This window comes from Asticcacaulis sp. EMRT-3 (genome assembly GCF_030027245.1).
Lineage (GTDB): Bacteria > Pseudomonadota > Alphaproteobacteria > Caulobacterales > Caulobacteraceae > Asticcacaulis.
Genome location: NZ_JASERT010000001.1, coordinates 2,302,121 through 2,315,654, shown reverse-complemented (window position 1 = coordinate 2,315,654; position 13,534 = coordinate 2,302,121). Strand labels below are relative to the sequence as shown.

Genomic DNA, 13,534 nt, shown 5'->3' with positions numbered 1-13,534 from the left:
TCATTGTGTCGCGCTGAACTTGGCGTTTTCGGCAGCCGCTGCGGCCTTTTTAGGATCCGGTTTGAGGCGCAGCCCCTTGGCCAGCAGCAAAACCGCCTCCCAGTGAATCCCGGCCACCACCTTGAGGGTGAGCAGCGGCATGACAATGAACAGCCGCCACAGTTCGGCGTCCTTCAGCGGGCGGCGGACGGCGGTGAAAGCGGCGAATAGCATCGGCGTATCAGTCTTTTGCTGATCGACGCGGATATTGAGCCAAAAGCGCTCATCGGGCGCATTGAGATCAAAACGATAGGTCATGTCCATGTCCATAAAGGGCGACACATGCAGTTTTTTGTCGCTGGTCTGACGGATATGGCGGTTCTGGCTGTAAACGGGCAAGACGTAAGCATGGCGGTCGCCAAACGTATTATTGACCTCATAAACAATCGCGCGCTGCGCGCCATCGGCGGTTTGCACGAAATAGAGGCTGATCGGATTGAATACGAAACCGAGCACGCGCGGCATGGCCAGCAGGAACAAACGGTCGCCCGGCTCATAAAGACCGTGGCTGCGCAGCAGCGCCACCATGCGGTCTTTCAGCGGTGCGGCCTTCGCCTGCGCCTTGTCGGGGCCGTGATCGGCATCATAAAAACCGAACAAATTAAAGCGGTTATGCGATAAAAGCCGCAAGGCTTTCAGCTCATCCAGCCGGTCGAGATCGAACAGCACCTGAAAAATGCGATAGTTCAGGCGGTGTCGCTTCGGCGCAAAGCGCTGATGAACGACGTCGCCGGTATAGATGGCCGCTTCCATGCTCATTCTGCCGCCTGCAACAGCGAATCCTTCACCCACGGATTATAGCCGATGCGGCTTTGTGCCCAGTCGAAATCCCACGGACGGCGCTGGCCCGAAAGGGCTTCGGCCACGGCCAGTCCCGATTGCAGGCCGTCTTCATGAAAGCCCGAACCGAAATAGGCCCCGCAGAACCAGCTATGGCGGACGCCCTGAAGGCTGGCCAGCTCGGCTTGCGCCGCGATAGCTTCGGCAGTGAACAGGGGATGATCGAAGGCGATGCGTTTGAGGGTTTTTTGTGGATCGACCGGATGGGTGGGGTTGAGCGTCACGAAGTAATTCTGCTTTGTTTTCAGCACCTGCAACAGGTTCATCCAGTAGGTGACGCAGAGCTGGCGCGCGCTGTCTTCGGTCCGTTCGCCAATATAGTTCCAGCTCGACCAGGCGGCCTTGCGCCTGGGCATCAGGCTCTCATCGGTGTGCAGCACCACCTCATTGACCGTATATTCAAAGGCACCCAGCACAGCGCGCTCATCAAGGCTGGCCTCGTCGCCGAGAATTTTCAGCGTGGTATTGGCGTGGGTGGCGAAGATCACCTCGTCGAATTCATGGCTCTGGCCATGCTGATCGCGCAGGGTGACGCCGCGGGCATGGCGTTTGACGCCGGTAATGGCGGTTGAGGTACGGATGCGGTGGGCGAAGGGCGCGCTCAGTTTGGCCAGATAGGCCTGAGCGCCGCCGATCACGCTGCGCCACAGGATGCGGTCGGTGATTTGCAGCAGGCCGTGGTTTTCAAAGAAGGTGATGAAGGCGCGGAACGGATAGTCCATGATCTGCGCCGCCGAGCTTGACCAGATGGCGGCGGCCTGCGGCAACAGATGGTCGTCGATAAAGGCGCGACCATAATTGCGATCCTTCAGATAATCACCGAGGCGGTAACCGGGCCGGTTGCGCGCCGCCAGATCGCGTGGGGCTTCGCGGTAGAAGCGCACGACATCGAGCAGCAGGCTTAAAAAACGTGGGCGGAACAGGTTGCGCGTCTGGGCGAACAGGCCGCGCAGGCCGAGCGACGAATATTCGAGCCGCCCCTTATCCATCGAGACGCCGAACGACATGTCGGAAAGCTGGTGCGCAACATCAAGCGTTTTGAAAAGCTGCACGAGGTTGGGATAGCAGGGCTCGTTGAACACGATAAAGCCCATATCGACCCACAGGGGATCAGCGTCGGTGCCGACATTAACGCTGTGGCTATGGCCGCCAATCTGGTCGCAGGCCTCGAACACGGTCACCTCGGCGTGGGAATCGAGCATCCAGGCGGCGGAAAGCCCGGCAATGCCCGAACCGATCACCGCGATGCGTCGCGTGCCGCCCGCCTTGACGGAAAGGGGCGGCGCGTTGCGGGACTGAGGATGCGAACTGAAGCCGTCGTGCATGTACTGGTTTCCGTGATTTTATTTACAGATTGTGTACGCCCCCGCCGCCATGACGGATCACCCGTGCGTCTTTGCGGTGATCCGATTGACCGAGATGTGCGTAGATTGCACAGAATTTCACCAGTCTGCTCTCTCGAACCACCCCTTCGGATCACCTTTCTCAGGTCATTCGTCCGGGGTAAGATGAATTAGGCAAAATGACCTTTGACCAGGCCCTGACAATCAGGTCTTCTGCACGGATGAATGAGAAGATCGAAACGACCTCTGATGTGGCTGCCGTCCGAACGGAAGTTTCGGCGGAAGTCTTGATCGTGCGCATCGCCGAACACAGGGATCGCGCCGCCTATGCGCAACTGTTCAGCCATTTTGCGCCGAGGCTCAAGGCCTTTGTGATGGGGCAGGGGCTGAATGCTGCCGAGGCCGAGGATCTGGTGCAGGACGCTCTGCTCAATGTGTGGCGCAAGGCGCATATGTTCGACCCCGCCAAGGCGGCGGCCTCAACCTGGATCTATTCGATCACGCGCAATCTGCGCATCGATCAGGCGCGAAAAGTCAAGCGCGTCAAGGCCCTGCCCGAAGATCTGTGGCAGCCGGAAAATGATAAGTCCGCCGATGAGCAACTGGTCGATGCCCAGTCGGCCACCACCCTGTCGGCCCTGATCGAAGGACTGCCGGAGGAGCAGAAGGCCATCCTGCGCCTGTCTTTTTACGAAGACCTGTCGCATGGCGATATTGCCCGCGCCCTGTCTATTCCCCTGGGCACGGTCAAATCGCGCCTGCGCCTGGGCCTGACCCGCCTGCGCGCCGCCTTTGTTACGGTTTCAGGAGACACTTTATGAGTAGCGTCCGTCACCATCCGGGTGAAGATGTTTTGTGGGACTATCATTGCGGTCGGCTGTCCGGCGGGCAGGCGCTGATCATGCGCGCCCATACGGAAACCTGCGCTCAGTGCCGCGCCGATCTGCGCCTGCTCGATGCCGTGGGCGGGGCGATGCTGGAAACGGCTGACGAAGTAGCCATGTCGGAAAATGCGCTCGATCTGGCGCTGGCGCGTATCGAACGGCCTGTGGAGGCGGAAACAGAAACAATGCCAGCGTTGCCGCGTCGTCCGGCCTTCTTGCAGGGGTTTGAGCTGCCGGAGTCGCTGCGCGATGTGGTGGTGAAGAAGCGTTACTGGGCGGCGCCCGGTGTCTGGATGGCACCGGTAGAGGCCGGTGACAGCTCAAAAACCGCCAAGACCTTCCTGATGCACGTCAAAAAGGGCATGACCATGCCCGAACACACCCACCGTGGCCGCGAAATGACCCTGGTGCTGAAGGGCCGGTTCAGCGATGCGCTCGGCCAGTATGAGGTGGGCGACCTGACCGTGTGCGACGAGGTCGTGCATCACTCCCCGTCCATTCAGGAAGATTGCCTGTGTCTGGTGACACTGGAAGCGTCGATCCTGCCCCTGACCTGGCTCGGCAGACTGATCCAGCCCATTTCGCGGGTCTGAGCGATGCGTTTCGCCCTAAGCCTGCTGCTGGTTCTGCTGGTTCTGCTCGGTCTGGATTTTATATGGCTGGGGACGACAGCGGAGACGCTTTACCGTCCGGCGATGGGGGCGCTGATGCGCCCTGACGCCAATCTCTTCGCGGCGGCGGGTTTTTACCTGATCTATGGTTTCGCCCTGCACTGGCTGGTGATCTGGCCCGCCATCAAGACGGGCGCAGGCCTCAACCGGCTTGATCTGACCGTGCGCGCCGGGCTGTTCGGGCTGGCCGCCTTTTCAACCTATGATCTGACGGGCCTTGCCGTCATCACCGACTGGCCGCACGCCTTAAGCTTTATCGATATGGGCTGGGGCACGTTCGCCGCCGTGCTGACCGCCCATATCGTCGCCATGATCATGGGATTAAAGCGTAAAGCCTGATCATTCCATATAAATGGAATTATAAGCTATTGCACCCGACGCGGCCGTTCGCGCAGTTTGCGCGATTCCTCCTCGAAACTGACCACTTCGGCCGACATCTCACGCGCCATCATATAGTCGCGCGTCATCGGCAGGGTGTCGATACGCTTGGCGATCTGCACCTGGAAAACCATCAGGTCGGCATGACGGAAACCCAGTTCGCAGAAGGCGAGATAGAATTCCCACATGCGGCAGAAACGCTCATCATACAGGTCTTGGATTTCCGCGCGGTGCGCCATAAAGCGTTCGCGCCAGCATTTCAGGGTTTCGGCATAGTGCAGGCGCAGAGGTTCTACATCGGTGATCCACAAGCCAGCGCGTTCCACCGATTTTGTTATTTCCGATAAACTGGGAATATAGCCGCCGGGGAAGATATATTTGTCGAGCCAGGCCGAGCGCGCGCCCGATTCGCCGCGTCGGCCGATGGTGTGGATCAGGGCCACGCCGTCATCCTTCAGCCGGTCATAAACCGTCTCGAAATAGGTGTCGAACGCCGCCTTGCCGACGTGTTCGAACATGCCGACGCTGACGATGCGGTCGAACTGGCCCTCGACCTGACGGTAATCGCAGAGCGCGAAGCGGACGCGGGCATTGACGTCCGGGCCTTGCGCGCGCTGTTCGGCCACGGCGAGCTGTTCGGTGGACAGGGTGACGCCGGTGACATTGACCTGGGCGCGTTTGGCCAGATGCAGGGCCATGCCGCCCCATCCGCAGCCAATATCAAGCACATTCTGGCCGGGCGACAGCATCAGCTTGTCGGCGATGTGGTCGCGCTTGGCGGTCTGGGCCTCTTCCAGCGTCATGCCGGGATCGCGGAAATAGGCGCAGGAATATTGCATGTCCTCGTCGAGAAACAGGCGATACAGCCGCTCCGACAGGTCATAATGGTGGGCCACATTCTGCCGCGATGCCGCCAGCGAATGGGCGGGCAAAAATTGCTTCAGGCGGTTGAACAGGCGAAAAAGCGCCGGGCGGCGCGGCAGGGCCCGCATATTGAGGCCGACCAGTTCCATCAGATCCCAGAGCGAGCCTTTCTCAACGATCAGGTCGCCGTCCATATAGGCCTCGCCGAAAAAGAGATAGGGATTCAGGCCCACCTTGATCGCACTCCAGCGGCTGCTGAACCAGATGGCGACATCGAGGTCGGGACGGTCAGGGATCACCTCGCCGAACTGCCACCTCGTATTGGGATTGACCCGAACCGTGAGGCGGCCCCGTTTGATAAGTTTGGACAGATACGCATGTAACATCCTGTTTCCCTTCAGATAAGGTGTGAAACCAGACGTCATGCGCAGCCCCGGTCTGCGCATGGGTCACCAAGCTTAGCAGAGGAAGGGCGAAAGTGCAAAATGCCGATGGGAAAGGTCATCCGAAGCATAAGGAAGCGGTAAATGCGGGCAGTCGTCACCGCTTTTTGCGACTTGCGGCCCTGCCTGCCTGTGCGACCCTTTGCACAGCCGCCCGGATGAAGAGGTGGCGCATTGCGGGAGATATGGATGGCCAAGCCCCTGACTCATCTGACCAGCCTGTGCAGCCTTATGGCGATGGCTCTGATAGGGATGGCCCTGCCCGCCGCCGCGCAAACCGCTTACCCCTTCCGGAATCCTGACCTGCCTGCCGCCCAGCGCATCGATAATATCCTGTCGCTGATGACGGTCGATGAAAAGATCGACGCGCTCAGCACCAATTCCGCCGTGCCGCGCCTTGGCATTCCCAGCTTTGGCTCTTCGGAAGGCATTCATGGCGTGGTGCAGCGCGGCAATGCCCAACGCGGATTGGCCCCTGTCACGACGACGCAATTTCCGCAGCCGCCGGGCATGGGCGAAACCTGGGACCCCGATCTGGTGCGTCAGGCGGGCGGGGTCGAGGGCTATGAGGGCCGCTATATCACCCAGACCACGGCCAGCTATCACCATCCGATCCTGATGCTGTGGGGGCCGCAGGCCGATCTGGCGCGCGATCCGCGCTGGGGACGCGGCGAAGAGGTGTATGGCGAAGACCCGTTCCTCAATGGCACCATGGTGGCGGCCTTCGCGCACGGTTTGCAGGGCGATGACCCGCATTACTGGCAGGCGGCATCGCTGATGAAGCACTTTCTGGCCAATTCCAATGAAAATGGCCGTGGCTCGTCTTCTTCGAATTTCGATGCGCGCCTGTTCCATGAATATTACGCCGTGCCGTTTCGCATGGGCTTTGAAGACGGCGGGGCGCGCGGCGTCATGGCCTCCTATAATGCGTGGAACGGCACGCCGATGGCGGTCAATCCCGTGCTGCAAAGTCTGGTGATCGACCAGTGGGGCGCCGATGTCATATCGAGCGATGGCGGAGCGGTGACCAATCTGGTCAAGCTCTATAAGCGCTACCCGACGCAGGAAGCTGCCGTGGTGGCCTGTCTGAAGGCGGGTATCAACCAGTTTCTCGACACCTATAAGGATGAGGTGCACGCCGCCCTGAAGGACGGTTCGCTGACAGAGGCCGATCTCGATACCGCCTTGCGCCGTAAGTTCCGCGTCACACTGAAACTGGGCCTGCTCGATCCGCCCGACCGCGTGCCTTATGCGTCGATTGGCTCAGGGTCGGAACCGTGGACGACGGCTAAGGATCAGGACATCTCGAAACAGATGGCGCTCGAATCGGTGACGCTTCTGAAGAATGCCGATGCGTTTTTGCCGCTCGACAGGACGAAGCTGAAATCGGTGGCGGTGATCGGGCCGCTGGCCGACAGTGTCCACTGGGACTGGTATGGCGGGCTGCCGCCCCATGCCGTCACTCCGCTTGAGGGCATCAAGGCCCTGCTCGGCCCCGGTGTGATCGTTCATTATGCTGCTGGTGGCGATGCGGCCATTGCGGCGGCGAAGGCGTCCGATGTGGCTATTGTGGTGGTCGGCAATGACCCGACCTGCGGGCCCGATATGGCGCATGACTGGATCGCCGACGGCACCAAGCCGTGCGCCGATCCCGGCGATGGCCGCGAGGGCCGCGACCGTGTGACGCTTGCTTTAGCGCAGGAATCTCTGGTCAAGCAGGTGATGGCGGCCAATCCGAAAACCGTCATGGTGCTGGTGTCGAGTTTCCCCTACACGATTACCTGGTCGCAGGGCCATGTACCGGCAATCCTGCACATGACGCACGCCTCGCAGGACGAGGGCACGGCCCTGGCCAGCGTCATTTTCGGCGATTATAATCCGGGCGGCCACCTGACCGAAACCTGGCCCGCTTCGGAGGCGCAACTGCCGCCGATGATGGACTATAATATCCGTCATGGCCGCACCTATATGTATTTCAGCAAGGGCAACTGGGGCCAGCCCCTCTATCCGTTCGGCTATGGGCTTAGCTATACCACCTTCCATTACAGCCATCTGCGCAGCGATCAGGTGCAACTGGCCAGGGACGGCGCGCTCAATGTCAGCGTCGATGTCAGCAATACGGGCGCGCGCGCCGGCGATACGGTGGTGCAACTCTATGTTCAGCATCCGCATTCGAAAGTATCGCGTCCCGAGCGCGAACTGGAGGGTTTCAAGCGCGTCCATCTGGCGGCGGGCGCAAACCAGACGGTGACGATTCCGCTGAAAGCCGCCCAGCTTGCCTATTGGGATGAGGCGCAGAACCGGTTTGTTGTTGAGACGGAAACCGTGCGGCTGGTGGTGGGGCAATCCTCGACCGATCCGGGCGAGACAATGGATATAGCGGTACAATAAAAGGGCTATGGTCATTGCGACCATAGCCCTATTCGATCTTTCCGATGCGCAGGCGTTTAACGGCGCGGATCGACATATTTATAGACGACCTTGTGGCGATGGCCGTGGCTGTCCTTTTCCCAGACGGTGCGCTCGCGCCAGGCGCGTTCGTTCTCGCAGCTTTCCTTGCCGTGGTTCCTGCCAACCTTGGAGCCGATCAGCCCGCCGACGACGGCACCGGCCACGGTGCCCAGACCCTTATTGTGCGTGTCGGCCAGCGAGCCGCCGATGGCCCCGCCCGCCACAGCGCCGACGACCGTACCGGTCTTGCTGCTGTGCTTTTCCTGATATTTACAGACATAGCTGGTGGCATTGGCGATGGAGGGGATGGCCAGCGCTCCTGTCAGAAGGCTGGCGCTGAAAACCGCGACGGCGGCCTTATGATAAAATCTGGACATGACTGTCTCCTTTTACTTTGAGCGGCCACTATCCGCCTAAGAGTATAAGGATACAGTCATGATTATACGCTGCCGGGTAAAGAAGGCTTCAGGATTCGGCAGGTGACAGTTTCCAGCGCACCCGCGTCGGCGCATCGAGTCGGCAGGTGCCACGCAGCGCAATCATCGTGGTGCGGCGGCCCGATGCACCCTCAAACACCACGCCGTTTTCCTCCAGCGTTACATCGCGCGCATCGTGGCGCAGCCACCAGCCGCGCCCGCCGGGGCCACGTAAAAGTATGCTCTTACGGTCGCGCGCCAGCGAGGCCTGCACTTCGGGATGGAGCAGGAAGCGGATAGCGAATGGCGCCGCCACCGGCATGTCCTTGCGCGATTCGATCGGGGTCAGGCGATCTTCGCCGCGCAATTCGTCGCGCTGCACATCGACATAGAGGCGGCGTTCATGGCGCATACCATATTTCGGCTTCCAGCCATCGTGCTCCAGTTCGAGCAGGGCGCCCGACTCCCCGGCCTCGACACGGCGCGAACGCACCTTATAGCGCGGCCCTTCGAGCGCATGATCGAGCAGGTCGCCGAAGCGCCCGCTGACCGGGGCCAGAATGACATCTTCGCCGAGGCTTAAGCCATTGGCTGCGCCGATAACGCGAAAGGCCTGCCGGTCAGCCTGCAATGGCGACCAGCCCGGCGACACGATCAGCTTGTCGCGCCCGCCCGACACCTCGAAATTCATCGGCTGGTCGCAGGCCGCCACGCCAAAAGCATCGGCGCGCGCCTCGCCCGCATCGACATAAACACTGAGCGAACGGCCAAGCAGGCGGTGATAGCGGCCCTGTTCCAGCGCCATCGGCAGGGCGGCGGCGCGGGCATCGGCGCGATTATCGGTGTGGACAAGCGCCGGAGCGATGCGGTCTTCGGGCAGGCTTTCGGCACCCTGAAAGGCGCACAGACTGCCATCAGGGTGCGACATGACGCGCACGAAACGGCTTAAAAGCTGAATGGCCTGCTCCACGCTTGCAGGTACAGGCTGCGACCGCTGGGCCAGGGCGTCTTCGAGCATCATCAGATCATAAAGCAGCTCCAGCGCGGCCTGCGGGCTGCGCGAGGCATGGCTGCCATCGGCCAGAACGGTGCGTTTCAGCGCGGCAGGCAGGCGTTTCAAGCCCTTGCGGCGAAAGCCATCGCCGACACGTCCGGCCAGGACGCAGCCCAGAATGACCAGAGCCACGGCGCGTGTCGCCTGGGTGGCCGGATCATTATGCAGGCGCAACAGGTGGCGGCCCTGTTCGCTCATGGATTGCGCCATGATCAGGCTGTCTTCGGGCGTGCCCTGCGCCGCCAGTTTGCGGGCAAAGCCCGAAAGCTGGATCAGGCGGCGCGGCAGAACCGCCGGGCTCCACGCAAACGGCGTCCAGTTGCGGAAGGTTTTTTGCCACAGCAAAAACAGGCGCAAAGCCTCTTTCGCGCCGTCCTCGCCCTGAGTCATCAGAGGCGGTAACCAGGCGAAACGGTGCAGTTGCAGGGCGAAGGCGCGCGTCGGCGACGGGCGGTTCCACGGGTCGCCGCTGCCCTGAACACTCATGCGCGCATCGGCCAGGGCGAAGCGGCCCGACAGCATGGCGCGCCCGGTGGCCGCTTTAGCGGAGCGGACATCGTGCGGCGCGGCCAGAAAGCCATCGGGCGTGCGCCCGCGCAAGGTCAGGCGATAGCCGGGCATTCCGAAAAGCTCGGCGCCCAATTGAATCTTCAGCCAGGCCAGCAGCACGCGCCCCACCGTGGGGCGCGTCGATGGGCTGGGATGATGGCCGACCTCAGCAGGCGCAGATGGGGTGGTCTGCATTTACAGACCCTTCAGCGCCTTGATATTGGCGGCATAGGCCGAAGGGCCGCCGCGGAAGACCGCCGTGCCCGCCACCAGGGCCGTGGCACCCGCCTCAACGCACCGGGCAGCGTTTTGCGCATTGACGCCGCCATCCATTTGCAGAATGGCCGGATGGCCGATGGCGTCGAGCTTTTTGCGAATGGCCGCGACCTTGCGCAACTGGCCGTCGATAAATTTCTGGCCGCCGAAACCGGGATTGACGCTCATCACCAAAACGAGATCGACATCATCGAGCACCCAGTCAAGAATATCGATCGGCGTGGCCGGATTGAGCACCACCCCGGCTTTCGCGCCAAGCTGGCGGATATATTTCAGCGTGCGGTCGAGGTGCGGCCCCGCTTCGGGGTGGACGCTGATCAGATCGGCCCCGGCCTCGCGGAAGGCTTCCAGATAGGGATCGACCGGCGAGATCATCAGGTGGCAATCAAACGGCAGGGCGGTGTGGGGGCGCAGCGCCTTCACCACATCGGGGCCGATGGTGATATTGGGCACGAAATGGCCGTCCATCACATCGATATGCACGAAATCAGCGCCTGCCTCGGTAATGGCCTTCACTTCAGCACCGAGCGAAGCAAAGTCGGAGGCCAGAATCGAGGGGCAAATCAGCGGGGTAACGGATGGCATGGCGGCAAACTCGCGGAATTGGGGTATGGCAGTTAAAGCGTCATTGCAGGGGGCGGGTCAACCGTTTTCCGGCCCTGCTGGCAGGCGGAGATGGAGAGGGGCTTGACCACGAAAGGCATGAAAAACACGAAAATGGCTCGAAAATCCGCGATCAGGCGACATCTCTTCGGGGAAGCACGCCATGACGCATTGGCGACACGCCTTCATTTCGTGCCTTTCGTGTCTTTCGTGGCCAAAAGTCTTATGCACAACGTTTCAGCAACGCCACGAAGAAGCCGTCTTGCCCACCATCGCGCTGATGCGGCAACAGGCGCAGCCAGCCTTCGGGGCGCAGGCTGGCTGAGGGAACACCTAAGCTTTCGGCCAGATCGGGGGCGATTTTCACCAGTTCGAAGGCTTGATTGCGGCGCAGAAAGGCCAAAACCTGGGTTTCGCCTTCCTCGCGCTCCAGGCTGCATGTGCAATAGATCAGGTCGCCGCCGGGGGCGACGCGCCTTGCCGCCGAATCGAGCAGACGGTGCTGAACATCGGCCAGCTTGGCAATGTCCGAAGGCCGGGTGCCCCACAGAACATCGGGCTGGCGGCGATAGGTGCCGGTGGCGCTGCATGGCGCATCGAGCAGCACCACGTCGAACTGACGCGCATCCTCGAATCCCTCGGCATCGGCCATAGCCAGTTCGGCAATGTAACCGATGCGGGCCAGATTTTCCTCGACGCGCTTTAAGCGGTTTTTCGAGCGGTCGAGCGCCACCACCGAGGCCCCCGACGCCAGCAATTGCAGGGTCTTGCCGCCGGGCGCGGCACACAGATCGATGGCGGTCTTGCCGCTCAGATCACCAAGCAGGCTCACCGGCACGCTGGCCGCCGCATCCTGCACCCACCAAACGCCTTCGCCATAGCCCGCCCAGTCGCGCACATCGCCGCGTAAGGCGCTGCGCAAGGTGAGCGGGCCAAGCGTCTCGCCTTCGAGTGCAGGCGCCAGTTCGCTGAGGGCCGCAGGCGTTTTGAAGCTGAGATCGGTGGCCGGTTCGCCCGTCAGCACCATCGCCATCGCCTCGGCGTCGGCTTCGCCATAGGTCATTTTCCAGCGCTGAAACAGCCAGTCGGGAGCCAGTTTCGAGACCACGGGGGCGGGCAGGCCGCCTTCGCGCACCACGCCGCGCAGGATGGCATTGATCAGCCCCTTGAAGGGCCGTGTGGCCGTGCTGCGGTCGGCCAGTTTAACGGTGGTGGAGACGGCGGCGAAGTCCGGCACCTGCATGAAGCCGATCTGCGCCAGACCGAGGCGCAGCAGGTCAATCACCTCATGATTGGGCAGCTTCTTGGTTTTTTTAGCAATGATATGATCAAGCTGGCCCAGACGGCGCAGCATCAGAAGCGCCAGGGCGCGGGCAAAGCCGCGTTCGGAATCGCTCAAGGCCAGAAATTCCGAGCGCGTCACAGCCTCATCGAAGCCGGAGCGTTTTTCGAGCGCCGCCTTGACCAGATCGAGTGCGGCAGTGCGCGCCTTCAGGCCGATGTCGCCGCCGTCATCGACGTAGGGGGTGGGGGCATCGACCGGTCTGGCCGGTTTTCGCGCCGCCATGACGGCTTTATTGACGGCCTTCTGGCGGGCCAGCTTGCGCTGAAAGGTCGGTTTGCCGGATTTTACGGGCGGAGAGGCCATGAGCAGGCTTTACCTTAAGATGCTGGGGAATGTCAGTGGGCGTCATAGGCGCTTGCGCCGCATCCGTAAATGTCTTTGTCATTGCCGCCGGAGCCGCTTGCGCGTAAAATGCCGCCATGACCCAGACTCACGAAGATACCGCGCCCGAAGACCTGTCGGCGCTTACGCCAAAAAAGGTGCTGACGCCGCAGGCGCAACGCGCGCTGGCCGAAGCCGCTGAACGTCGCGCCAAGGCTGAGGCCGAGGCGCAAAAAGCCATAGAGCTGGGTGGCCCCAATGGCCCGGAGCCGACGCGCTTCGGTGACTGGGAACGCAAGGGCATTGCTGTCGATTTTTAGATACCCTCAATCGCCGCCAGTATGTCTTGCGTGGCCTTAACCGGATCGGCGGCGCGGGTGATCGGACGGCCCACCACCACATGCGAGGCCCCATTGCGCAGGGCGTCCTGCGGCGTAGCCACGCGCTGCTGGTCATCCAGCGAAGCCCCGACCGGGCGTACACCCGGTGTAACAATCAGGAAATCGGCGGGCACGCGGGCGCGGATCATTTCGGCCTCCTGCGGGCTGGCCACTACGCCGTCAAGCCCGCATTCCACCGCCTGATCGACGCGGCGCAGGATCAGGTCGTTCAGCTTCAGGCCGTAGCCCATATGGTCGAGATCGGTCTGGCTGAGGCTGGTCAGGACGGTGACGCCGATGATTTTGCAACCGGCATTTTGCCGGCCGGCCACCGCCGCCCTCATCACCTGCGGCTCGGCATGAACGGTGAGCAGATGGCAGGCCCCTGAGGCCGCTGCGCGCGCTGCGCCCTCGACCTGCGCGCCGATGTCGTGCAGCTTCCAGTCCTGAAAAACCTGTCGGCCCTGCGCCGCCAGTTCCTCGCACAGTGACAAACCACCTTGCGCCAGCAGGGTCAGGCCGATCTTGTAAAAGCTGACACTGTCGCCCAGCCTGTCGATCAGGGCGCGGGCGGAGGCGAGATCAGGTTCATCAAGGGCCACGATCAGGCGCGGGTCGGCATTGAAGGTCATAAGGTTTCTTCTGTAACTGAGGCCAGGCATTTGCTATGAAGAGGC

The 13,534-nt window shown here is 61.7% G+C and carries 13 protein-coding genes; 5 read left to right on the top strand and 8 right to left on the bottom strand.

What is annotated here, in order from left to right:
- Window positions 1–798: a DUF1365 domain-containing protein gene (locus QB905_RS11005; RefSeq protein ID WP_282975075.1), complete on the bottom strand. Its 798-nt coding sequence runs from the start codon at window positions 796–798 to the stop codon at window positions 1–3.
- The gene (locus QB905_RS11000; RefSeq protein WP_282975074.1) at window positions 795–2,204 is read right to left on the bottom strand and encodes an NAD(P)/FAD-dependent oxidoreductase; all 1,410 of its coding nucleotides are present in this window, start codon (window positions 2,202–2,204) and stop codon (window positions 795–797) included. The genes QB905_RS11005 and QB905_RS11000 overlap by 4 nt, the downstream gene beginning before the upstream one ends.
- Before the next feature lie 197 nt (window positions 2,205–2,401).
- Between QB905_RS11000 and QB905_RS10995 the strand changes: the two genes are divergently transcribed.
- The 3 genes from QB905_RS10995 to QB905_RS10985 are packed head-to-tail and all read left to right on the top strand — an operon-like array spanning window position 2,402 to window position 4,116.
- A complete protein-coding gene (locus QB905_RS10995; RefSeq protein ID WP_282975073.1) occupies window positions 2,402–3,043 on the top strand; it encodes a sigma-70 family RNA polymerase sigma factor in 642 nt (213 codons plus the stop codon).
- Complete coding sequence (locus QB905_RS10990) at window positions 3,040–3,699, top strand: ChrR family anti-sigma-E factor (RefSeq protein WP_282975071.1); 660 nt, start codon at window positions 3,040–3,042, stop codon at window positions 3,697–3,699. Before QB905_RS10995 ends, QB905_RS10990 begins: the two co-directional genes overlap by 4 nt.
- Window positions 3,700–3,702: 3 nt before the next feature.
- The gene (locus QB905_RS10985) at window positions 3,703–4,116 is read left to right on the top strand and encodes a DUF2177 family protein (RefSeq protein WP_282975070.1); all 414 of its coding nucleotides are present in this window, start codon (window positions 3,703–3,705) and stop codon (window positions 4,114–4,116) included.
- 26 nt (window positions 4,117–4,142) lie between these two features.
- On the opposite strand, the gene QB905_RS10980 is transcribed toward QB905_RS10985, so the two are convergent.
- Entirely contained in the window at window positions 4,143–5,405 is a 1,263-nt protein-coding gene (locus QB905_RS10980; RefSeq protein WP_282975069.1) for a cyclopropane-fatty-acyl-phospholipid synthase family protein, read from the bottom strand.
- Window positions 5,406–5,651: 246 nt separating this feature from the next.
- On the opposite strand from QB905_RS10980, the gene QB905_RS10975 reads away from it, so the two are divergent.
- Window positions 5,652–7,853, top strand: coding sequence for a glycoside hydrolase family 3 C-terminal domain-containing protein (locus QB905_RS10975; RefSeq protein ID WP_282975068.1), 2,202 nt, complete (start codon window positions 5,652–5,654; stop codon window positions 7,851–7,853).
- Window positions 7,854–7,909: 56 nt separating this feature from the next.
- Here the strand turns inward: QB905_RS10975 and QB905_RS10970 are convergent, their stop codons facing one another.
- The 4 genes from QB905_RS10970 to QB905_RS10955 all read right to left on the bottom strand — a co-directional run bounded on the left by QB905_RS10970 (window position 7,910) and on the right by QB905_RS10955 (window position 12,459).
- Entirely contained in the window at window positions 7,910–8,290 is a 381-nt protein-coding gene (locus QB905_RS10970) for a glycine zipper 2TM domain-containing protein (RefSeq protein ID WP_282975067.1), read from the bottom strand.
- A gap of 88 nt (window positions 8,291–8,378) precedes the next feature.
- Complete coding sequence (locus tag QB905_RS10965) at window positions 8,379–10,127, bottom strand: heparinase II/III family protein (protein ID WP_282975066.1); 1,749 nt, start codon at window positions 10,125–10,127, stop codon at window positions 8,379–8,381.
- Complete coding sequence (gene rpe, locus QB905_RS10960) at window positions 10,128–10,793, bottom strand: ribulose-phosphate 3-epimerase (protein WP_282975065.1); 666 nt, start codon at window positions 10,791–10,793, stop codon at window positions 10,128–10,130.
- A gap of 241 nt (window positions 10,794–11,034) precedes the next feature.
- A complete protein-coding gene (locus tag QB905_RS10955) occupies window positions 11,035–12,459 on the bottom strand; it encodes an RsmB/NOP family class I SAM-dependent RNA methyltransferase (RefSeq protein ID WP_282975064.1) in 1,425 nt (474 codons plus the stop codon).
- Window positions 12,460–12,575: 116 nt separating this feature from the next.
- Here QB905_RS10955 and QB905_RS10950 point away from each other — a divergent pair, with 116 nt between their 5' ends.
- On the top strand, window positions 12,576–12,797 hold the full coding sequence (locus QB905_RS10950; protein WP_282975063.1) for a DUF1674 domain-containing protein: 222 nt from the start codon (window positions 12,576–12,578) through the stop codon (window positions 12,795–12,797).
- Here the strand turns inward: QB905_RS10950 and pyrF are convergent.
- Window positions 12,794–13,489 carry an orotidine-5'-phosphate decarboxylase gene (gene pyrF / locus QB905_RS10945; protein ID WP_282975062.1) on the bottom strand — a complete coding sequence of 232 codons (696 nt, stop codon included), beginning with the start codon at window positions 13,487–13,489 and terminating at the stop codon, window positions 12,794–12,796. The genes QB905_RS10950 and pyrF overlap by 4 nt on opposite strands.
- Window positions 13,490–13,534: the final 45 nt, after the last annotated feature.